Source organism: Sphingobium cyanobacteriorum (assembly GCF_030580935.1).
GTDB lineage: Bacteria > Pseudomonadota > Alphaproteobacteria > Sphingomonadales > Sphingomonadaceae > Sphingobium > Sphingobium cyanobacteriorum.
The window spans coordinates 514064-533448 of record NZ_JAUQOM010000001.1 but is presented as its reverse complement, the minus strand read 5'-3'; the positions used below and the strand labels follow the sequence as shown (position 1 = coordinate 533448).

Here is a 19385-nt window from a genome sequence, read left to right as displayed (position 1 = left end):
GGATCGCAGGCGAGGTCAACGCATGTTCCAGTATCGCCGCCCGGCGGGGCGTGCATTTTCGGTGGCTGTCTATCTGTATGAGCCGGGCGACGGTGGACTGGATCGCGTCGCCATCCTCCTGGCCAACCATCTGCGGCGGCGGGGGGTGCCGGTCGAACTGTGGATGGCGCGCACCGATGGCCCTGCCGCCCATCTGATCGATCCGGGATTGACGGTGCGCCGCGTGGCGGCGCCGTCGGCCAATCGGCGCCTGTCGATGATCACGCACTTTCCCGTGCTGGCGGCGATGGTGCGGCGGCACCGGCCCGACATTCTCTATTCCGCCGGCAACCAGAGCAACATGCTGGTCGCGCTGGCCGCGCTGGGCAGCGACACCAGAGCGGTCGGCCGCATTTCCAACCCGATCGTGCGCCCCGGCCGGCAGGGGCCGGGCGCGTGGGCGCGGCTTGCCAGATTCCGCACGATCGCGCGGCTGTGCGACCTCACCATCGTCATGGGCGAACATGACCGCGCGCTGCTGGCGTCGTCCGGCGATGTGCGCCTGCTGCCCCGGCCGACCGTGACCGCCGCGATGGAGCAGGCGCGGGCGGCGCGGCGGCCTGCTGCGCCCGGCGCGCCGCATCGCCTGCTGATGGTGGGGCGATTGGCCGCCCAGAAGGATCAGGCGACGGCGCTCGCGGCGCTGGCGCGATTGCCGCATCTCGACTGGCGGCTGACCATTGCCGGGCAGGGACCGTTGCAGGCCGATCTGGAGCGGCAGTGCGCGGTGCTGGGCATTGCCGACCGGGTCGACTTTGCCGGTTATGTCGGCGATCCCGAAAGGCTCGCCGCGCTGATGGGGCAGGCCGCCCTGTTGCTCCAGCCGTCACGCTGGGAAGGGCTGTGCGCCACCCTGATCGAGGCGCTGGCATGCGGCGCGCAGGTGGTGGCGACCGACAGCACGCCCAATATGCACCCGATCCTGGCCGAGGCGGGACAGCATCCGGTGACGCCGGTGGGCGACATTGCCGCCTTTGCCGGCGCGATCGAGCGGACCCTTGCCCGGCCCGCGGAGGCCGCGCAGTTGGCGGCGGCGGTACGCGACCATGGCGTCGACCGCGCGCTCGATCGCTATCTGCGCGCCTTCGAATCGCTCGTGGATGCACCCGTCCATCACAACCACCCGTCGCCAGCCCTGTCCTGATGCGTTAGGCACTTGGCTACGTCTTAAGCGATACAGCGAGTGGGACAGCTAAAACGGGGTGCCGCAATTGAACGCGATCAAGGCCTATCGCCGGGATATGGAGGATGTGGTGACATCCTGGGCGCTCGACGATCTGCTGCTGCTCTATCATCATCGGTCGGGCCAGACCCATATGGTGATCAGCCCGGTGCCGGAGATATTGGCGCAGATGGCCGATGGGGCGGTGCTGGGCGCGGCCGACCTGCATGATCGGCTGGCGCGCGATTTCGACCTTGGCCCGCGTGCCGATGCGCTGGCGGAGATCGGCGCCCATCTCGACGCGTTGGTGGCGCTGGGGCTGGTGCGCCCGGCATGAGGCACGCGACCACCTTGCGCATCGGCCCGGCGACATTCCGCATCGGGTCCGCCTGGCCGCAGCCGATCGCTGACCTCAGCCGGCTCTATGCCGCCTATCCCGCCATGACGGGCGCGATCGCCGACTTCACCGTCCGGCTCCAGCCGACCAGCCTGATGCGCCGCTTCGTCCGCCCTTCCATCTTCATCACCGGCGACCATGGGCTGGCCGATGCCGCGCCGATGAGCCTGTCCCACGGCCTGCTGGCGGCGGAGATGGGCATGAACCTCCAGATGGCGCTCGGCTGGCGGCGGCACCTGCTGCTTCATGCGTCGAGCGTGGAGAAGGATGGGCGGGCGCTGGTGATGACCGGCGAATCGGGGTCGGGCAAATCGACCCTGGCCGCCCTGCTGAGCGAGCGCGGCTGGCGGTTGATGGGGGACGAGTTCGCGCTGCTCGATCTGGAAACAGGCGCGATCCTGCCCTTTCCGCGCCTCGTCAGCCTGAAGAATCGCGCGATCGACGTGGTTGCAGGCCAGGTCGGTGACGCCCGCATGGGTCCGTTGCTGCGCGCCACGGCCAAGGGCGACATTCGCCACATGGTCCCGCGCGCCGATGCGGTCGCGCGCATGGATCAGGGCGCGATGCCCGCCCTGCTGCTGTTCCCGCGCTTTGGCCATGACGACGATGTGCGATTGGTGGGGCAGGGCGAAATCTTCATGCGCCTCACACAGGCATCGACCAATTATGTCGCGCTGGGCGAGCCGGCCTTTGCCGGGCTGACCCGTTTCGTGACCGGCGTGCCGGCCCGCGCGATCGACTTTCCTTCGGGCGAGGCGGCGATCGCGATGGTCGAGCGATTATGGGAGGAACTGGCATGAGCGCGGCGCTGCTGGTCCGGGTGCTGCGCGATCCGGCGGTTGCGGCCGGGCTGGATGCGGCGGGCTGGAACGGCCTGCTCGCGGCGGCCAGGGCGGAGCGGCTGATCGGGACGCTGGCCTACAGGCTGGACGACGCACCCGCGCAGGCCCGGCCGATCCTGGACGACGCCCGGCGCGACACCGCGCGCGAAGCGCAGCAGGCGCTGTGGGAGGCGGACCGCGCCGCGCTGGCGCTGGCGCCGCTGGGCGTGCCGGTCGTCCTGCTCAAGGGCACGGCCTATGCGGCGGCGGGCCTCAAGGCAGGGCAGGGGCGCTTCATCGGCGATCTCGACATTCTGGTGCCGCGTGAGGCCATGCCGGCGGTGGAGCAGGCGCTGATCGCGGCGGACTGGGAATGGGTGAAGGAGGACGCCTATGACGACGCCTATTATCGGCAATGGATGCACGAACTGCCGCCGATGATCCATGTCGAGCGCGACCGGCTGATCGACGTGCATCACACCATCCTGCCGCTGACCGCGCGCCAGACCCCGGATGCGGCGGCGCTGATCGCCGCCGCCATTCCCATAAGCGATGGGTTATATATTCTGTCGGGGGAGGACCGCATCGTCCACGCCGCCGCGCACATGCTGGCGGATGGCGACCTGCAGGGCGGGCTGCGCAACCTGTGGGACATATATTGCCTGTTGCCCGATGCCGATCCCGTGGCGTTGCAGGCGCGCGCCGCGCATCATGGCCTCGGCGCGCATGTCGCGCAGGCGCGGCGTCTTGCCGCCGCGCTCTATGGCGATGGTGCGCGGCTGACTGTGTGGGATCGCATCGTGCGCGCGCGCCTGCTCGCCCGCGACGGCTGGGGGCGGGAAACGCGCAAGCTGCTGGTCTTTGCCTTCTATCTCCGCTCGCACTGGCTGCGGATGCCGCCGCTGATGCTGGCGCGGCACCTGTGGACCAAATGGCGCAAGGGGCATCGGCCGCAATAGGCGGTCAGCCCTGGCCTTGCGGGCGGTCCTCTTCGCTATATGTGTATGATTGCGGTAAAGGATACACATCATGCGGACCAATATCGTCATCGACGACGATCTGAGGCCGCCCGTCGCCCGTCAATCCTTCTTCAAGATATCGAGCGCCAGCACGGTCATGGCCTCGCTCGCGGTCGCGATCACCCTGTCGGCCTGGGGTGCCCAGAAGGGGCTGTGGAGCGAGGGCAGGGTCGCCTGGCCGGCGGCGGCCGCCGCCATCCTGTCCGCCGGGACGCCGCCGACCCAGAAGATGAAGCTGTTGATCGATTTGTCCGCACGGTAGAAGCGGCCGAAATCCTCGCCGCCCATCACGGCGGGCGTCTGGACCACCCGGCTTTCGGGGAAATGGCTTTTGAGCAGGCCGGCCATCTGTTCGGCGAATGCGGGCGGGTTGTAGGTGGAGGGGGTGAATTCATCCTTCACGCTCACCACCGGCATCCTGTCCTCCGGCACCCCCGCCGCCATCGCCTCGCCGCGCGCGACGCGCCGGATGCCCTCGATCAGCCTGGCGCGGGTTTCGTCCGAATAGCTGCGCACGGTCAGCAGCAGTTTCGCTTCGTCCGGGATGATGTTGTGCTTGGCCCCAGCCTGGAAGCTGCCGACGGTGACGACGGCGGGGTCTTGCGGTTCCTGCTCGCGGCTGATCAGGGTTTGCAGCGTGGTGACGATCCGCGCGCCCAGCACGATCGGGTCTTTCGTCGTCTGCGGATAGGCACCGTGGCCGCCGACGCCCTTGACGAGAATGTCCACGCTGTCGACATTGGCCAGCGCATAGCCCGGCGTGTAGCCGATGACGCCCGCCGTCAGATTGGCCGCGTCGTGGAAGGCGATGGCGTGGGTCGGGCGCGGGAAGCGGGTGTAAAGCCCGTCCTCCAGCATGTCGCGCGCGCCCTTGCCCACTTCCTCGGCCGGCTGGAGGATCATGACCAGCGTGCCCTTCCACTGATCCTTGCGCGCGGCCAGCAGCTTGGCCGTTGCGATGAAGGCGGTCATATGGGTGTCATGGCCGCAGGCGTGCATCACGCCCGTCTCCACCCCTTCGGGCGTCCTGGTGCGGACCTTTGACGCGAAATCGAGGCCGGTCTGTTCGACCACGGGCAGGCCGTCCATGTCGGCGCGGATCAGCAGCGTGGGGCCGGAGCCGTTTTTCATGACGGCCACGACGCCGGTGCCGCCGACCTTCTCGGTCACGTCGAACTTCAGCGCCTTCAGCCGCTTGGCGAGCTTGGCGGCGGTGTTCACTTCCTGAAGCGACAGTTCGGGGCTGGCGTGCAGGTCGCGATAGAGCGTCATCAGCCCGTCCATATCCCTGGCGATCGCCGCCCCGATCGCGCTCTGCCCGGAGGGCTGCGGAACGGGGGTTGCCGGCGCCGTCTGGGCGCTGGCGATGGATGACAGGCTGACGGCGGCCAGAACGGCCGTGAGCGCGTGGCGCATGTGCATATATCTCCCTTGCTGCGCTGGAGCATAGGGCGATTTTACAACTGTTAAAGGGGGGATATCGTCGCGACGGACCCGGTGCTGCGCCGATCGCGCTGACCGTGGGCATGGCCCTTGTAAATCCTTGCGTTCCACACCATTTCACAAGTGAAAGGAACGATCGGTCGCGTCATGCGTCCCCTGATCGTCCAACTTGATGCGGCGCGGCCGCGCCGGGCGATGACGCTCTCGCCCCTTTTTCCGTCGCGTTGTTCCGACATCCCCCGTTTACAAGGAGCCTGCCCCATGGCCCAGACATCCACATTCTGCCTTGCGCAGCAGTCTCTGCATCAAGCGCGCGCCGTGTCCGAAATCCTCCCCAATGCGCGCCAGATCGCGCAGCGGGCCGCCAATGCCTGGGGGCGGGAGGCCGAACTGGCCGCTGGCGCCGAACGCCGTCGCGCCACCCGGACGCTGCTGGCGGAAGATGAGGCGATCGCGGCCGAATTCCGCGCCGAGGATGAAGCCCTGGCGGAAAAGCCACCAACCGCGCGCTGACGACGCGCTGCCCTATTGTCGATTTTCAGGAAGGACTGACCATGGCCAAGAGCCAGAAGAAATCAAATCGTGAAGCCCGCAAGCCCAAGGCGGAAAAACCGCCCAAGGCCAATGCGTCCAACCCGTCGACCAAGCCTGCGGTGGTCGGCATCGTGACGTTGAAGAGCTGATCATGGCGGCCGATACGCCGGAAAGCCCGGTCGACACGCCACCCGGTCGCAGCCCCGGCGGCCGTCGCTTCATCCCGCGCAATGCGGTGCGCCTGGCCCCGGATGCGGCCGAGCGGCAGGGGCGGATCACCCGCATGGCGATCGAGATGCTGGGCGCGTCTGACGCGATCCTGTTCCTCAACAGCCAGCATGATGGCCTGGCCGACCGTCCGCTGGCGCTGGCGACCACCAGCGAGGACGGGTTGCAATCGGTCCTGCGCCTGCTGACGCCGACGACCGCCTGACCAGATACCCGCCGGTCATGATGGCCGGCGGGGATTTCCTGTCCGTTACTGCGCCGTCCAGCCGCCGTCGATGGACAGGTTCGCACCCGTCACCTGCGCGGCGGCATCGCTGACCAGATAGAGGGCGGTCGCCGCCACCTGTTCGGCGGTGACGAACTGCTTGGTCGGCTGCCCGGCCAGCAGCACGTCGTTCATCACCTGCTCGCGCGTCATCCCGCGCGCCTTCATCGTGTCGGGAATCTGGTTTTCCACCAGCGGCGTCCAGACATAGCCGGGCGAGATGCAGTTGGCGGTGATGCCGAAGGTCGCGACTTCCAGCGCCACCGTCTTGGTGAAGCCGGCAAGGCCATGCTTGGCGGTGACATAGGCGGCCTTGAAGGGCGAGGCCACCAGCGAGTGGGCCGATGCGGTCTGGATGATCCGCCCCCACTTCTTGTCCTTCATGTAGGGGATGGCGAGCCGCGTGGTGTGGAACGCCGCGTTCAGGTTCAGCGCGATGATCAGATCCCATTTGTCGAGGGGAAATGCCTCGACCGGGGCGACATGCTGCATCCCGGCATTGTTGATGAGGATGTCGACGCCGCCGAACGCATCGGCGGCCTCCTGCATCATCGCCTCGATCTGGTCGACCTTGGTAAGGTCGTGGCCGCTGTAGAGCGCCTTGCCACCCGACAGGGCCTCCAGTCCGACCCGTTCCTTCTCGATCGCGTCCGCGTCGCCGAAGCCGTTGATGACGACATGAGCGCCTTCCCCGGCCAGCGCCTTGGCATAGGCCAGGCCGATGCCCGATGTGGACCCGGTGATAAGCGCGGTCTTGCCGCTCAGGCTCTTGCTCATGCCTTTTTCTCCTTGAGATGGTCGGGTTCGTCGAGGTCGAAGGTCGCGCTCTTGCCGTTGACGATGTTGCGGGCGATCAGGTCGCCCTTGTGCATCACATCCTCCACCGCGTCGCGCCCCTGGCTCCAATGATCGAGCATGGTGGATCGGGAAAATTCGAAATCCTTCGCGCCGCTTTCCCAGGCGCGGCTGCGATAGATCAGATGGACGATGTTGACCGATCCGCAATCGAGCATGTCGCGCAGCCGCTGCGCGTCGGCATCGCCCTGCAACTGCGGTGGCAGCTTGTCGAGCAGCGCCTTGATCGCGCCATGCTCGCGGCGCAGGCGCAGATACTGGTCCGTCACCTGCCGGGTGCGGCTGCTGTACTGAATGTCCTTCATGCGCGAATAAACATCGGTCATCTGGCGCGGCATCGGCCCTTCGGCGGGGAACAGGTCGACCTGAAAGATCAGCATGTCCTCGCTCTGATGGTCGAGCACATGGGCGAGCGGCGTGTTCGACACGATGCCGCCATCCCAATACCAGCGCCCGTCGATCTCGACCGGGGGCAGGCCGGGGGGCAGGGCGCCCGACGCCATGATGTGGCGCGCGTCGATCCGCGTGTTGCCGCCGGGACCGCGCGTGTCCCAATAGGCGAAATTGCCGGTTTCGACATCGACCGCGCCGACCGACAGGCGCACCGGCCCGTCATTGAGCAGATCCCAGTCGACGCAGGCATCCAGCGTGTCCTTGAGCGGCGCGCTGTCATAGAAGCTGATCGCGCCGGCCGTGCCTTCGGGCATCAGCATCGCGGGCCAGAGGCGCGGGCGGAACATGCCCGGCACGCCGAAGGTCGCGACCGTGCCCGCCGCGGCCAGATGCGCGGCCTCGCGGATATGATGGATTTCGGGCAGGATCATGTTGGGGATGCCGCCCGACACGGTGTACCAGAATTTCTTGAGCCGGCTGGCGCGCCGGTGGGGCGGGTTGCCGGCGATGATCGCGGCATTGACCGCGCCGATGGATATGCCCGCGACCCAACTGACATCGACGCCCAGTTCGTCCAGCCGTTCATAGACGCCCGACTGGAAGGAACCGAGCGCGCCACCCCCCTGTAGCAGCAGCACGACTTCGCGGGGCAGGGGGAGCGGGGTCCGTGCGCGGCGCGGGGGGCGGGTGCTCTGGGGTTCGATATCAGCCATGTCGCAGTGCAATATAGGCTTTGGCCGTGTCATTCCAACTTAATGTCTCGTAACAATTCATCGCCTTGCGCAACCTTCGCGCATGCCGGCGGTTCCGCGTCCAACGTGAATCGCGTAAGCAACGACTTGAAAGGGAGGGCGCGATGCGGCTCGACGACGAACAGGAAAGCAGCCATTACGAGGTGCAGGACGGGCGCGGTGGCGGTTTTGGCGGGGGACTGGGCGGCGGCCTGGGCATGTTGCTGCCGCTGATCGGCAGCCGCTTCGGTTGCGGGGGCATCGTCGTCGTGCTGGTCATCATGGTGGTGATGGGCATGAACCCGCTCAGCCTGGTCGGCGGTGGTGGCGGGCAGCCGGTGCAGACCGAACGCCCGGCCAGCACCGAACTGACCGCCGTGCAGCGCACGTCCCTTAAAGTGCTGGGGTCGACCGAGCGGCGCTGGACCGACATCTTCAAGGCGCAAGGGCAGGAATATCCGCCGCCCACCCTGGTATTCTACAGCCAGAACGGCCAGTCGGGCTGCGGCGCGGCGCAATCGGCGATGGGGCCATTCTATTGCCCGGCCGACCAGCGCATCTATCTCGACACCGATTTCTTCAATGAAATGGAAAGCCGGTTCAACGCGCCGGGCGATTTCCCGATCGGCTATATCATCGCGCATGAAGTCGGCCACCATATCCAGACCATTACCGGCGAAGCCGACCGGATTCGCAAGGCGCAGCAGCGCGTGCCGGAGGCCGAGGGCAACGCCCTTCAGGTGAAGATGGAATTGCAGGCCGATTGTTATGCCGGCGTCTGGGCGGCGCGGGACACCAATTTGATGGAAGCGGGCGACCTGGAGGAAGGGATGCGCGCGGCGCAGGCGATCGGCGACGATACGCTGCAAAAGGCGGCGGGGCGCCGTCCGGTGCCCGAAAGCTTCACCCATGGCAGCAGCGCGCAGCGGATGGAATGGCTGCGCAAGGGGCTGTCGACCGGCGATCCGGCCCAATGCGACACGTTCAACGGCGCAATCTGACGCCTATTTTTCCGAGTTGGGCGATCCGGTCGGCGCGCCGTTGGCGGCAAAGGACGGCGTGGGTTCCACCATCGGCGCGACCGGGCTTTGATCGGCCGCAAGCATCGGTTGCCCCGCGCCGGGCGCTGGCTGGCCAAAGCCGGTGCTGTCGGTCGAAACGGGCGCGCCCGGCTGCCCCACAGGGGGCGCGACCGGCACCGGCACGGGCGGCGGCGGGGCCGCAGCAACGGCCGCCTGTTGCGTATCCTGCTGCGGCTTGGGCGCGATGCTCTGCACCGCCATCACGATGATCGGCGCGGCGAGCAGGACGCCAATGGCAAAATTGCGGTACATCATAGGGCGCGTTTTCTTTTTTTAGGACGATGATTGCGCCCAACCCTATCCAAAATGGGTAAATAAAGCCTTCCGGCCGGCGGCGTCAGCGATCCAGCTTCGCCAGCAGGCGCATCATGTCGTCGGGCAATGTCTCCCGCCCCGGCGCATAGGTGGATCGCAGCGCATTGCCGACCCCTTCATAGGGGGACGGCAGCCCGACGGTGACGATGCGGCCAGTGCCGCTGTCCCGCCCTGTGGCCGGTCGCCCGGAATTTTTGCGCTGCATGTCCATGTCCGCTGAACGGCTGTCGGGCACAAAAGTTTCTGGCATTCGCCGCAACGCCGCGCGATAGCGCCCCGGCACAAGCGGAGAGCGCCAAGGAGACGGCATGTGACGGACTGGTCGGAAACCGAGGCGCGAATCCGCGCGCATTCGCCCTTTCTGGCGCGGGCGCTGGACCGCTTTCCTGCCGTGACGGAGCGGCTGGCGGCGGGCGATTTCGATGCTGCGCTGCTGTCGGCGCAGGCGGCCGGCTGCCCGGAAGACGGGGTCGCCCGATCGCTGCGGCGGCGGCGCGGGGCCATCGCGCTGGCCGTCGGGGCGGCCGACCTGGCGGGGGCATGGGACATGGACCGGGTGACGCGCACCCTGTCCGACTTTGCCGACCAGGCGCTGGAAGAGGCGCTCGCCGCCGCGATGCAGGAACGTTATCCCGACGCGGACCATCGCGGCTTTGTCGTGCTGGCGCTGGGCAAGCATGGCAGCCGCGAACTCAATTATTCGTCCGACATCGATCCGATCCTGCTTTACGATCCGCAGACCCTGCCGCACCGCGATCGGGAGGACGTGGCCGACGCCGCCGTCCGTATCGGCCGGCGGATGAGCGAATTGCTGGCCCAGCGCGATGGCGACGGCTATGTATTCCGGGTCGACCTGCGCCTGCGCCCCTCGCCGGAGGCCACGCCGATTGCGCTGCCGGTGGAGGCGGCGATCGGCTATTATGAATCGACCGCGATGGGATGGGAACAGGCGGCCTTCATCCGGGCGCGCCCCGCCGCCGGGGATATCGCGCTCGGCGACTATTTCATGCGCCAGATCCGCCCCTTCGTCTGGCGGCGCAGCCTCGATTTCGGCGCGATCGACGCGATCGTCGACATATCGCGTCGCATCCGCGACCATTATGCGCAGGGGCAGGCCTTCGGACCGGGCTATGACCTCAAGCGCGGGCGCGGCGGCATCCGCGAGGTCGAGTTTTTCGCCCAGGTCCACCAGCTCATCCATGGCGGCCGCGATTCATCCTTGCGATCGGGCAACACGCGGCAGGCGCTGCGCGCGCTCGCCGCCGCCAACGTGATCGACGCCGATGTCGCGGCGCGGCTGGACGACGCCTATATCCTCTTCCGCACGATCGAGCACCGGCTCCAGATGGTGGAGGACCAGCAGACCCACCAACTGCCCAAGTCGCCGGCCAGCCTCGACAATGTCGCGCGGCTGCATGGCCTGGCCGACACGGCGGCGCTGCTCGACCTGCTGCGCCCCCATGTCGAATGGGTCGGGCGCAATTATGACCGGCTCAGCCCGGAAAAGGCGGACGCCTCGCTCTCGCAGGATGAGGATCGGCTGAAGGCGCAACTGGTCGACCTGGGCTTTGCCGATGCCGACACCCCGCTTGCCCGCATCACCCGCTGGCGCGCCGGCACGATCCGCGCGCTGCGCAGCAGCGCCTCCCGCGAAGCGCTGGAGGCGCTGCTGCCCGGCCTGATGCGCGCGCTGGCCAAGGCGCCCGATCCCAGCCGCGCGCTCAACCGGCTGGACGACATGATCGCCCGGTTGCCCAGCGCGATCAATTTCTTCAAGCTGCTGGCCGCGCGCCCGGCGCTGGTCGAACTGCTGGCCGAGATATTGAGCCATGCCCCCACGCTCGCCGATGCGCTCGGCCGCCGGGCCGAACTGCTCGACGGGCTGATCGACGCGACCGCCTTCGATCCGCCGCCCTCGGTCGCGCAACTGGCGCGGCAGCTTGGCGCGCTGGAGCCGGGCGAGGATTATCAGGCGCTGCTCGACCGGGTGCGTCAGCGGGTTGGCGACCGCCGTTTCGCGCTGGGGGTGCAGATCATTCGCGGCGGCGATCCGCTGGAGGCGGGCCGGGGCTATGGCCGTGTCGCCGAAGCCGCGATCGAGGCGCTGGCGGCGGGCACCATCACGGAATTCGAAGCCGTCCATGGCAGGGTGCCGGGCGGCGAATTGCTGATCCTGGCGCTGGGCCGCATGGGTGGCGGGGTGCTGACCCACGCCTCCGACCTCGATCTCGTCTATCTGTTCACCGGCGCCTTCTCGACCGAATCTGACGGCGCAAAGCCGCTGGGCGCCACCCAATATTTCAATCGCCTGGCCCAGCGCATCACCAACGCGCTCTCGGTCGCCACCGCCTTTGGCCCGCTCTATGAGGTCGACACCCGCCTGCGCCCGTCGGGCGCGCAGGGGCTGCTGGCGGTCAGCCTCGACAGTTTCGCCAGATATCAGCGGGAGGACGCCTGGACCTGGGAGCATCTGGCCCTGACCCGCGCCCGGCCGGTGTTCGGATCGGCACAGGCGCGCGCCGCGCTCGACGCGGTGCTGACCGAAACGCTCCGGCGCCCGCGCGATTTCGACGAGCTGGCGCGGCAGGCGGTCAAGATGCGCGGCGACATCGCCAGGCACAAGCCGCCCGCCAGCGACCTCGATGTGAAGCTGGTGCCCGGCGGCCTGGTCGATCTGGAATTTCTGATCCACGTCAACCAGTTCCATTATCGCATGGCGTTCGATCCCGACCTGGCGACCGCGCTTGGCGCGCTGGTCGCCGCCGGCCATCTGCCCGCCGAGCTGATCCCGGCGCATGACCTCATCACCCGCTATCTGGTCGTCTCGCGGCTCGTTTCGCCCGGATCGACCGAGCCGCCGGAAGCGACGCGGCCGCTGGTCGCGCGCGCCTGCGGCGTGGCGGACTGGGATGCCCTCCTTGCCAGCTATGCGCAGGCCCGGATATGCGTCAGTCAAGCCTGGGCCGCGCTCGCCGCGCCCTATCAGGAGGAACATTGATGCTCGAACAGGGTAACGTCATCCCCGCCGTGACGCTCAAGGATGCCGATGGCGTCGACTTCACGCTCGAATCCTATCGCGGCAAGCCGCTGGTCGTCTATTTCTATCCCAAGGCGGACACGCCCGGCTGCACCAGCGAGGCGAAGGATTTCACCGCACTGGCCGATGCCTATGCCGCCGCCGGCGTGCCGGTGATCGGCATATCGAAGGACAAGCCGGCCAAGCTCAAGAAGTTCGCGGAAAAATATGGCCTGACCGTCATCCTGGCGTCGGACGAGCCGGGCGATGTCTGCGAAGCCTTTGGCACATGGGTCGAAAAATCGCTCTATGGCCGCAAATATATGGGGATCGAACGCGCGACCTTCCTGATCGGCGCGGACGGCACGATCCTGCGCGTCTGGCCCAAGGTGAAGGTCAAGGGCCATGCGCAGGAGGTGCTGGCGGCGGTGCAGGCGCTTTGATCCTGCCAGTGGCGATCGACAGCGTCGGCGCGGCCTGCGCCCATGTGCTGCATACGCCCGATCCCCATGCCAAGCTGATGGCGGCGCGCGCGGTCGCGCGGGGCTGGCGGCTGGGCCGGCTGGCGCATCGCTTCGATACGGCGATGCCCGACCGGCCGGCGCGCCCGGATGCGCCCGAACTTTTGCCGCCCGACCAGATGCCCCGGCGCGGCAAGATCGGGTCGGAACGGGCGCGCATCGCCATGCTTCACGCGCTCGCCCATATCGAATGTGTCGCGATCGATCTGGCCTTTGACCTGATCGGCCGGTTCGGCGGTGCATTCCCCCGCGCCTTCACCGACCAGTGGATGCAGGTCGGCGCGGAAGAGGCGATGCATTTCGCCCTGCTCGACCGGCGGCTGCGGCAGATGGGCAGCCATTATGGCGCATTGCCCGCGCATGACGGCCTGTGGCAGGCGGCGAGCGAGACGGCGGGCGACGCGCTCGCCCGGCTGGCCATCGTTCCCATGGTGCTGGAAGCGCGCGCGCTCGACATCACCCCCGCCACCGTGGCGCGGTTCGAAGGGGTGGGGGACATGGTGACGGCACGGATGCTGCGGCGCATAATGGATGACGAAATCCGGCATGTCGCCGCCGGGACGACATGGTTCGGCTGGGCGACGAACCGATTGGGCGTCGAATCCGCTAACCACTATCAAATGCTGGTGAAACGCCATTTCCGGGGCAGCGTTAAGCCGCCGTTCAACGACTCGGCGCGTCGACAGGCCGGTCTGACGGAAGAATTCTACGCCGCGCTTGCAACATGACCGGCAATTTGCAGTCTGCGCTCTGCGGGGGCGATCCAGGTCGCCAAACATATAACACGGGAAGCACCGAGAGATATAAGTCTCCGGTGACATAGTCGGGGTCTGCATGTCGGTACTTCATTCGGTTAATGCTCGTCGGTCGCGTTGGTTCCAGTCTGCTCTCAAGGCAGCAAAAAGTGTCGGAAGCGTCGCCATCATCGGCGGCCTGTGCGCGGCGGCTCCGGCTGGCGCCGCCGAAACCGACGATCCTTATGGCGATGCGTCGGAAATTAACACCAGCGCGCTCGGCCCGGCCGATGTCGGCTTCTCCAATCTTTTCTCCAGCCTCCAGCGCCTTGACGGCAATGCCAAGACGGCGGCCTATATCCCGTCGGGCCGCCCGGTCGAAAAGCTGGTCCTGACCTCCAATTTCGGCGTGCGGTCCGACCCGTTCAACCGCAGCGCGCGGATGCACAAGGGGATCGACATTCCCGGCCCCGTGGGCACCCCGATCCACGCCACCGCCGATGGCATCATCAGCCGCGCCGGATGGGCCAGCGGCTATGGCAATCTGGTCCAGATCTCGCATGGCAGCGGCATGGAAACGCGCTACGGCCATATGTCGAAGCTGCTGGTCGCCGAAAACAGCTATGTGAAGCGCGGCCAGATCATCGGCCTGATGGGATCGACCGGCCGCTCCACCGGCAGCCACCTCCATTATGAAGTCCGCGTCGATGGCGCCGCCATCAACCCGCTGCCTTTCGTCGCCGGCCCCGATTATCTGGTCGCTGTGAACACGAAGCCGCCGCTGGCCATGGGCGGCCCGACCAAGGCGCAGGAAAAGGCGGTCGATTGATCCTTTCTCCGCTGAATTTCCCTGAATTTTGCAAAGGCCCGGCAGCTCCGCTTGCCGGGCCTTTTGCTTGACCCTATCTAGGCAGCATGGCCGACATTGATCTTACCCCCTCCGCCGCCGCGCGTGTCGCCGCGATCGCCGCCAAGCAGGGCAAGCCTGCGATCCTGCGGCTGGCCGTGGAGGGCGGCGGCTGCTCCGGCTTCCAATATCGCTTCGGCCTGGCCGATACGGTCGAGGCGGATGACCTGTCGGTCGAGCGCGACGGCGTGACGCTGGTGGTCGATGATGTCAGCCTGGACCTGGTGCGCGGATCGGCGGTCGATTTCGTGTCCGATCTGGGCGGGCAGGCGTTCAAGGTAACAAACCCCAACGCCACCGCCGGTTGCGGCTGCGGAACCAGCTTCTCGGTCTGAATGCGTCCATGGCGTGCTCCCGCCTTCGCGGGCGCGCATTTCATGCTATGGGCGGGCTTCAAGATCGGAATCGAAGCAGGATTGGGCCGCTCCATGCGCATCGCCACCTTCAACATCAATGGCATCAAGGCGCGGCTGCCGCGCCTGATCGAATGGCTGGACGAAACGCGCCCTGACATTGCCTGCCTGCAAGAGATCAAGACCAGCGACGAGACGTTCCCGGTCAAGGATATCGAAGCGGCGGGCTATGGCGTCATCTGGCACGGGCAGAAGGGCTTCAACGGCGTCGCCATCCTGGCGCGCGGCGAAACCCCGGTGGAGGTGCGGCGCGGTCTGGAGGGCGAGGCAGAGGACGAGCATAGCCGCTATCTGGAGGCCGATGTGAAGGGCGTGCGCGTCGCATCCATCTACCTGCCCAACGGCAATCCGCAGCCTGGCCCCAAATTCGACTATAAACTCCGCTGGATGAAGCGCTTGCGCGCGCGCGCCGCGCAAATCTGGGCGGAGGAAGTGCCCGCGATCCTGGCGGGCGACTATAATGTCATCCCGCGCGACGTGGACACTTTCTCCGTCAAGGCGATGCAGGACGACGCGCTGATGCAACCCGAAAGCCGCGCCGCCTATCGCCGCCTGCTGGGCGATGGCTGGACCGACGCGATCCTCAGCCGCCATCCCGATGGCGGGGTATGGACCTTCTGGGATTATCAGGCCAATTGCTGGCCACGCGATGCGGGCTTTCGCATCGACCATCTGCTGCTCAGCCCCGCTGCCGCCGACCGGCTGATCGACGCGCAGGTGGACCGGGACTTTCGCGGCCGGGAAAAGGCCAGCGACCATGCGCCGACCTGGGTGGAACTGCGTCCGGCATAATTTGACCCGGATAATATTGACTCAATAACATCCGGGTAATAATGTCCATTGCCGAAGGAGATTCGGCATGGAACGGACATTGACGGCCTTTGCGGGCGACCTGTGGATCGCGACCGGGGACGAGGGCGAGGTGCGCGCCGCGCTGAACGCCATGGGGGATGAGGCGCAGAATATCTGGCTGTTCGACGATGCGACCGGGCGGCAGGTGGATATCGACCTGCGCGGCCCTGTGATCGATGAAGCGCGCGGCAGGGGGCGGCCGAAACTGGGCGTCCAGTCGCGCGAAGTGACGCTGCTGCCGCGCCATTGGGACTGGCTGGCGACCCAGCCGGGCGGCGCCTCCGCCACGCTGCGCCGTCTGGTGGAGGATGCGCGGAAAGCCGCCGCCACGCCCGGCCCACGCGCGGCGATGGACGCGGCCTATCATTTCCTGACCGTGATGGCGGGCGACCGCCCCCATTATGAAGCGGCGATCCGTGCGCTCTATGCAAAGGACGAACAGTTGTTCATGTCGTTGTCACAGAATTGGCCTTCGGGCATCCGCGATCATGGCCGGGCGCTGGCCGCGCCGGCCTTCGCCGCCTGACGCCAGGCCGGCTCAGGCGAACAGATCGCCCAGGAAATCGGCCATCGACCGGAAGCTGCGCCGGTCGGCGGCGGCACTATAGGCCAGCCCCTTTTCCGGCATGTGCACGCTGGCGTCAGTGAAGGCGTGGCCGGTATGGCCATAGGCATGGACCTGCCAGTCGCAGCCTGCTTCCGTCAGTTCCTGCGCCAGGCCCGTCATGGCGTCGGGCGGGGCGATGGGATCATCCCAGCCATGGCAGATCAGCAGCCTGGCGGTGATCTGTGCACGGGGGAAAGGCGGCGGATCATAGACGCCATGGAAGCTGACGCCGCCGGCCATGTCGGCGCCTGAACGGGCCAGGTCGAGCACGCATTTGCCGCCGAAGCAGAATCCGATCGCGGCGGTGCGGCGGGCATCCACTTCGGGCAATCCCTTGATCACGGCATGCGCTGCATTGACCCGGTCGCGCAGCAGTGCGCGGTCGGCGTTGAGGGCGTTCATGTAGAGCGCAGGATTGGCGTCGGCGCGGGTCGTGCGCTTGCCCTGGCCATAAATGTCGACGACCAGCACGACATAGCCCAGCGCCGCGACCTTTTCCGCATAAGCGAAATCGGCGTCCTTGGTCCCCAGCACATTGGGGAAGAGCAGCACGCCGGGACGCGATCGGTTCATGCTGTCGTCCACCACCGCAAGGCTTTCGAACGGCCCTCCTGGACCATCATGCAGGATGATGCGGCGCGTGATCGCCATGGGATGCTCCTATGCTGCTCAGATACTGCCGAAGCCGGGCGCTTCGCCCCGCGCGCGCCGGTTGATCCGCCGGGGGCGCTTCCAGCCGATGCTGGGCCGCTTGCGCAGGCGCAGCGTGGGCCAGTCGCCCCGGTCGCTGCGTTCGGCCAGCCGCATCCCCTGCGCGCGATAGGCGGCCAGCACGGCGTCGGCCTGTTCGTTCAGCAGCCCCGCCAGCACGATCGTCCCGCCATCCTCGACCAGCGCGCAGAGCGATGGCGCCAGTTCGATCAGCGGCCCGGCCAAGATGTTGGCGATCAAAAGGTCATAGGGTGCGCGGCCGACGATCGCGGCATGGTCCGCGCCCGCCGCCGTCACCAGCGCCAGCCGGCCCGGCCCGTCGCCCAGCGCGATGCCGTTGGCGCGGGCGTTGTCGGCGCTGATCTCGACCGCCACCGGGTCTATGTCGGACGCGATGGCATGGGCGCGGCGCCACAAATGCAGCGCGGCAAAGGCGAGCAGCCCGGTGCCGGTGCCGATATCGGCCACATTGCGGAAACGCATCCCGACCCGCCGCATCCGGTCCAGCATGGCAAGGCAGCCGGCGGTGGTTTCATGCTGGCCGGTGCCAAAGGCGCGGCCCGCCTCGATCAGCAGGTTCACATGACCGGGCAGTGCGGGGTCGGTGGCGATGTTGCGGACATGGAAACACCCGGCGGTCACGGCGTCCAGCCCCTGCTGGCTCATCGTCACCCAATCCTCGTCGGGCAACGCCTCGACCAGCGGTTTGGCGCCTGCCGCGCTGGGGACGAGCGACCTGAGCAATTTGATGGCGGCGGCGCCGGGCTTGCCCTCGAAATAGGCGTCGAGGCGCCAGACAGCCTCATCCTCCGCCGTCTCGCTGGTCATCAGCACGGGGGGGCGCTCCATCAGCGCGAAGGCGGCAATGTCCCCGTCCAGCGCTTCGGCCTCGGCGCGGGTGCAGGGCAGGGTGACTTTCCAGCTTTGCGCTGCATTTGCGACATCATTCATCCCGCTGCCTTTAGCCCAGGCAGCGGGAGAGGGGAAGCGTCAGGCGACCTGCCGGCCGAAGTCGGACGAGGCGTGGCGCAGGCTGGCGAGCTTGCCCTCGACGCTGACGAAGCCCCGTTCGAGCTGGTCGATTTCCGATGCCACGATTTCGGTGTCCTGCCGGATCGCCGAAATGGTGGTCGACATCGAATCGGCGGCCAGTGCGGTTTCGTCGACCGCGGCGGTGATCATGGTGACGGTCTGCGCCTGCGCGTCCATGGCGTGGCGGATGCGTTCGGCGCTGGCCCGTACTTCGCCCACGGTATCGCGGATGCGTTCATTGGTTTCCACCGACTGGCGGGTGGACGCCTGAATGTCCGCGATCTTGCCGGCGATCTCGTCCGTGGCGCGGGCGGTCTGGTTGGCCAGGCTCTTCACTTCCTGCGCGACGACAGCAAAGCCGCGCCCGGCGTCGCCGGCCCGCGCCGCCTCGATCGTGGCGTTGAGGGCCAGCAGATTGGTCTGCCCGGCAATGTCGCGGATCAGGCCCAGGATCGATTCGATCGACTTGGCATGGTCGGACAGGGTGGCGGACATCGATACCGCGTCGCCCGACTGGGCGGAGGCGCGCTGCGCGACTTCGGCGGCGCTTTCCACTTCGGTGCGGGCGTCCTCGATCGCGCGGATGAGGCCGGCGGAGGTGCGGGCGGCTTCACGCATCGCCAGGGCGGATTGTTCGGCGGCGGCGGCGACTTCGGACGCCTTGCCCAGCATCCCGCGCGTCGCGGCCGACGCATCCTTGGCCTGCTCGCGCAGTGATTCGCCCAGTTTCGATGCACCGTCGATTTCGCCGACGATCCGCTGTTCGAACAGGGTGCCATAACGCTGCCGTTCGGCGCGCTGGCTTTCGGCCTGGTCGCTGGCCAGGACATTGCTCATGAATCCCGAATCGATCATCGCGATTTGCAGCATGGTGCGTATCAACCGCTTGCAGCGGGCGTCATCGTCCCGGCAACGGTCCCAGATCACATCACAGATATGTTCATTGGCGGCAGCGACGGCGGTGAGCACGGCGCCGACCGATACGCCATGCTTGCGCGCATGGCGGACGCAATCGGCAGCGGACGTGGCCCAGCGGCCTTCCCCAAAGTGCAGCAGCTTTTCCTGCGCATATTTCCCGGATTCGGATTCGATCCGGCTGATGATCGTCGCGGCCAGCCTTTGTTGCAGCCCGGTTTCACGCATGTAGGTGGTGAAGAAGATCGCGCCGATAGCCGCAATTTCGTCGCCGGCCATGTCACCGATTTCGCGCGCGGCCCGCGCAATTGCGCCGGTGGGGTCGATTTCCGCCAGATAGTCCGATGTCGCAATGGCAGAGGAGGTGGTGGACGGCATGAAGGAAAGGCCCTT

Annotated in this window: 23 protein-coding genes; 15 read left to right on the top strand and 8 right to left on the bottom strand. The window is 67.1% G+C overall.

The features are described 5' to 3' along the window. The first annotated feature begins 22 nt into the window (after positions 1-22). The 4 genes from Q4610_RS02570 (at position 23) to Q4610_RS02555 (ending at position 3378) form a co-directional block, all read left to right on the top strand. Positions 23-1183: a glycosyltransferase gene (locus Q4610_RS02570; RefSeq protein ID WP_304534440.1), complete on the top strand. Its 1161-nt coding sequence runs from the start codon at positions 23-25 to the stop codon at positions 1181-1183. A gap of 67 nt (positions 1184-1250) precedes the next feature. Continuing rightward, entirely contained in the window at positions 1251-1538 is a 288-nt protein-coding gene (locus Q4610_RS02565) for an HPr-rel-A system PqqD family peptide chaperone (protein WP_304534439.1), read from the top strand. Then, entirely contained in the window at positions 1535-2398 is an 864-nt protein-coding gene (locus Q4610_RS02560; protein WP_304534438.1) for an HprK-related kinase A, read from the top strand. Before Q4610_RS02565 ends, Q4610_RS02560 begins: the two co-directional genes overlap by 4 nt. Next, positions 2395-3378 carry a nucleotidyltransferase domain-containing protein gene (locus Q4610_RS02555; RefSeq protein WP_304534437.1) on the top strand — a complete coding sequence of 328 codons (984 nt, stop codon included), beginning with the start codon at positions 2395-2397 and terminating at the stop codon, positions 3376-3378. Before Q4610_RS02560 ends, Q4610_RS02555 begins: the two co-directional genes overlap by 4 nt. A gap of 120 nt (positions 3379-3498) precedes the next feature. Here Q4610_RS02555 and Q4610_RS02550 read toward each other — a convergent pair whose 3' ends face one another. Next, complete coding sequence (locus Q4610_RS02550) at positions 3499-4854, bottom strand: amidohydrolase (RefSeq protein WP_304534850.1); 1356 nt, start codon at positions 4852-4854, stop codon at positions 3499-3501. Between the two features lie 288 nt (positions 4855-5142). Here Q4610_RS02550 and Q4610_RS02545 point away from each other — a divergent pair, with 288 nt between their 5' ends. Genes Q4610_RS02545 through Q4610_RS02535 form a run of 3 tightly spaced genes read left to right on the top strand, consistent with a single transcriptional unit; the run spans position 5143 to position 5848 of the window. Then, positions 5143-5394 (top strand): hypothetical protein, encoded by a 252-nt coding sequence (locus Q4610_RS02545; RefSeq protein WP_304534436.1) that lies wholly within the window; start codon positions 5143-5145, stop codon positions 5392-5394. Between the two features lie 41 nt (positions 5395-5435). Further along, a complete protein-coding gene (locus tag Q4610_RS02540) occupies positions 5436-5564 on the top strand; it encodes a hypothetical protein (RefSeq protein ID WP_304534435.1) in 129 nt (42 codons plus the stop codon). A gap of 2 nt (positions 5565-5566) precedes the next feature. After that, positions 5567-5848, top strand: coding sequence for a hypothetical protein (locus Q4610_RS02535; protein ID WP_304534434.1), 282 nt, complete (start codon positions 5567-5569; stop codon positions 5846-5848). Positions 5849-5893: 45 nt separating this feature from the next. Here the strand turns inward: Q4610_RS02535 and Q4610_RS02530 are convergent, their stop codons facing one another. Together Q4610_RS02530 and Q4610_RS02525 are read right to left on the bottom strand one after the other, a co-directional pair. After that, a complete protein-coding gene (locus tag Q4610_RS02530) occupies positions 5894-6685 on the bottom strand; it encodes a 3-hydroxybutyrate dehydrogenase (RefSeq protein ID WP_304534433.1) in 792 nt (263 codons plus the stop codon). Next, complete coding sequence (locus Q4610_RS02525) at positions 6682-7869, bottom strand: patatin-like phospholipase family protein (protein ID WP_304534432.1); 1188 nt, start codon at positions 7867-7869, stop codon at positions 6682-6684. The genes Q4610_RS02530 and Q4610_RS02525 overlap by 4 nt, the downstream gene beginning before the upstream one ends. 143 nt (positions 7870-8012) lie before the next feature. Here Q4610_RS02525 and ypfJ point away from each other — a divergent pair, with 143 nt between their 5' ends. Continuing rightward, on the top strand, positions 8013-8888 hold the full coding sequence (ypfJ, locus tag Q4610_RS02520; protein ID WP_304534431.1) for a KPN_02809 family neutral zinc metallopeptidase: 876 nt from the start codon (positions 8013-8015) through the stop codon (positions 8886-8888). A gap of 3 nt (positions 8889-8891) precedes the next feature. Here the strand turns inward: ypfJ and Q4610_RS02515 are convergent, their stop codons facing one another. Together Q4610_RS02515 and Q4610_RS02510 are read right to left on the bottom strand one after the other, a co-directional pair. Next, a complete protein-coding gene (locus Q4610_RS02515; RefSeq protein WP_304534430.1) occupies positions 8892-9224 on the bottom strand; it encodes a hypothetical protein in 333 nt (110 codons plus the stop codon). Between the two features lie 82 nt (positions 9225-9306). Further along, positions 9307-9489, bottom strand: a complete 183-nt coding sequence (locus tag Q4610_RS02510) for a hypothetical protein (RefSeq protein ID WP_336622851.1) — start codon at positions 9487-9489, stop codon at positions 9307-9309. A 105-nt stretch (positions 9490-9594) separates the two neighbouring features. Between Q4610_RS02510 and Q4610_RS02505 the strand changes: the two genes are divergently transcribed. The 7 genes from Q4610_RS02505 to Q4610_RS02475 all read left to right on the top strand — a co-directional run bounded on the left by Q4610_RS02505 (position 9595) and on the right by Q4610_RS02475 (position 16253). Then, positions 9595-12282 carry a bifunctional [glutamine synthetase] adenylyltransferase/[glutamine synthetase]-adenylyl-L-tyrosine phosphorylase gene (locus tag Q4610_RS02505; RefSeq protein ID WP_304534429.1) on the top strand — a complete coding sequence of 896 codons (2688 nt, stop codon included), beginning with the start codon at positions 9595-9597 and terminating at the stop codon, positions 12280-12282. Next, positions 12282-12743 carry a thioredoxin-dependent thiol peroxidase gene (gene bcp, locus Q4610_RS02500; RefSeq protein WP_304534428.1) on the top strand — a complete coding sequence of 154 codons (462 nt, stop codon included), beginning with the start codon at positions 12282-12284 and terminating at the stop codon, positions 12741-12743. The genes Q4610_RS02505 and bcp overlap by 1 nt, the downstream gene beginning before the upstream one ends. After that, the gene (locus tag Q4610_RS02495; protein ID WP_304534427.1) at positions 12740-13549 is read left to right on the top strand and encodes a ferritin-like domain-containing protein; all 810 of its coding nucleotides are present in this window, start codon (positions 12740-12742) and stop codon (positions 13547-13549) included. Before bcp ends, Q4610_RS02495 begins: the two co-directional genes overlap by 4 nt. Before the next feature lie 106 nt (positions 13550-13655). Next, positions 13656-14384: a M23 family metallopeptidase gene (locus Q4610_RS02490; RefSeq protein WP_304534426.1), complete on the top strand. Its 729-nt coding sequence runs from the start codon at positions 13656-13658 to the stop codon at positions 14382-14384. A gap of 86 nt (positions 14385-14470) precedes the next feature. Beyond that, positions 14471-14797 carry an iron-sulfur cluster insertion protein ErpA gene (gene erpA, locus Q4610_RS02485; protein ID WP_304534425.1) on the top strand — a complete coding sequence of 109 codons (327 nt, stop codon included), beginning with the start codon at positions 14471-14473 and terminating at the stop codon, positions 14795-14797. Between the two features lie 93 nt (positions 14798-14890). Continuing rightward, positions 14891-15667, top strand: coding sequence for an exodeoxyribonuclease III (xth, locus tag Q4610_RS02480; RefSeq protein WP_304534424.1), 777 nt, complete (start codon positions 14891-14893; stop codon positions 15665-15667). Positions 15668-15734: 67 nt separating this feature from the next. Beyond that, positions 15735-16253 (top strand): DUF2239 family protein, encoded by a 519-nt coding sequence (locus tag Q4610_RS02475; RefSeq protein ID WP_304534423.1) that lies wholly within the window; start codon positions 15735-15737, stop codon positions 16251-16253. Between the two features lie 12 nt (positions 16254-16265). Here the strand turns inward: Q4610_RS02475 and Q4610_RS02470 are convergent, their stop codons facing one another. Genes Q4610_RS02470 through Q4610_RS02460 form a run of 3 tightly spaced genes read right to left on the bottom strand, consistent with a single transcriptional unit; the run spans position 16266 to position 19370 of the window. Beyond that, positions 16266-16985, bottom strand: a complete 720-nt coding sequence (locus Q4610_RS02470; protein WP_304534422.1) for a dienelactone hydrolase family protein — start codon at positions 16983-16985, stop codon at positions 16266-16268. An 18-nt stretch (positions 16986-17003) separates the two neighbouring features. After that, entirely contained in the window at positions 17004-17996 is a 993-nt protein-coding gene (locus tag Q4610_RS02465) for a 50S ribosomal protein L11 methyltransferase (RefSeq protein WP_304534421.1), read from the bottom strand. A 39-nt stretch (positions 17997-18035) separates the two neighbouring features. Then, a complete protein-coding gene (locus tag Q4610_RS02460) occupies positions 18036-19370 on the bottom strand; it encodes a methyl-accepting chemotaxis protein (protein ID WP_304534420.1) in 1335 nt (444 codons plus the stop codon). Positions 19371-19385: the final 15 nt, after the last annotated feature.

Coding starts and splice junctions, on each gene's coding strand:
- Q4610_RS02570 (WP_304534440.1), top strand. CDS start 23: ATGTTCCAGTATCGCCGCCCGGCGGGGCGTGCATTTTCGGTGGCTGTC.
- Q4610_RS02560 (WP_304534438.1), top strand. CDS start 1,535: ATGAGGCACGCGACCACCTTGCGCATCGGCCCGGCGACATTCCGCATC.
- Q4610_RS02555 (WP_304534437.1), top strand. CDS start 2,395: ATGAGCGCGGCGCTGCTGGTCCGGGTGCTGCGCGATCCGGCGGTTGCG.
- Q4610_RS02550 (WP_304534850.1), bottom strand. CDS start 4,854: ATGCGCCACGCGCTCACGGCCGTTCTGGCCGCCGTCAGCCTGTCATCC.
- Q4610_RS02545 (WP_304534436.1), top strand. CDS start 5,143: ATGGCCCAGACATCCACATTCTGCCTTGCGCAGCAGTCTCTGCATCAA.
- Q4610_RS02540 (WP_304534435.1), top strand. CDS start 5,436: ATGGCCAAGAGCCAGAAGAAATCAAATCGTGAAGCCCGCAAGCCCAAG.
- Q4610_RS02535 (WP_304534434.1), top strand. CDS start 5,567: ATGGCGGCCGATACGCCGGAAAGCCCGGTCGACACGCCACCCGGTCGC.
- Q4610_RS02530 (WP_304534433.1), bottom strand. CDS start 6,685: ATGAGCAAGAGCCTGAGCGGCAAGACCGCGCTTATCACCGGGTCCACA.
- Q4610_RS02525 (WP_304534432.1), bottom strand. CDS start 7,869: ATGGCTGATATCGAACCCCAGAGCACCCGCCCCCCGCGCCGCGCACGG.
- ypfJ (WP_304534431.1), top strand. CDS start 8,013: ATGCGGCTCGACGACGAACAGGAAAGCAGCCATTACGAGGTGCAGGAC.
- Q4610_RS02515 (WP_304534430.1), bottom strand. CDS start 9,224: ATGATGTACCGCAATTTTGCCATTGGCGTCCTGCTCGCCGCGCCGATC.
- Q4610_RS02510 (WP_336622851.1), bottom strand. CDS start 9,489: ATGCAGCGCAAAAATTCCGGGCGACCGGCCACAGGGCGGGACAGCGGC.
- bcp (WP_304534428.1), top strand. CDS start 12,282: ATGCTCGAACAGGGTAACGTCATCCCCGCCGTGACGCTCAAGGATGCC.
- Q4610_RS02490 (WP_304534426.1), top strand. CDS start 13,656: ATGTCGGTACTTCATTCGGTTAATGCTCGTCGGTCGCGTTGGTTCCAG.
- erpA (WP_304534425.1), top strand. CDS start 14,471: ATGGCCGACATTGATCTTACCCCCTCCGCCGCCGCGCGTGTCGCCGCG.
- xth (WP_304534424.1), top strand. CDS start 14,891: ATGCGCATCGCCACCTTCAACATCAATGGCATCAAGGCGCGGCTGCCG.
- Q4610_RS02475 (WP_304534423.1), top strand. CDS start 15,735: ATGGAACGGACATTGACGGCCTTTGCGGGCGACCTGTGGATCGCGACC.
- Q4610_RS02470 (WP_304534422.1), bottom strand. CDS start 16,985: ATGGCGATCACGCGCCGCATCATCCTGCATGATGGTCCAGGAGGGCCG.
- Q4610_RS02465 (WP_304534421.1), bottom strand. CDS start 17,996: ATGAATGATGTCGCAAATGCAGCGCAAAGCTGGAAAGTCACCCTGCCC.
- Q4610_RS02460 (WP_304534420.1), bottom strand. CDS start 19,370: ATGCCGTCCACCACCTCCTCTGCCATTGCGACATCGGACTATCTGGCG.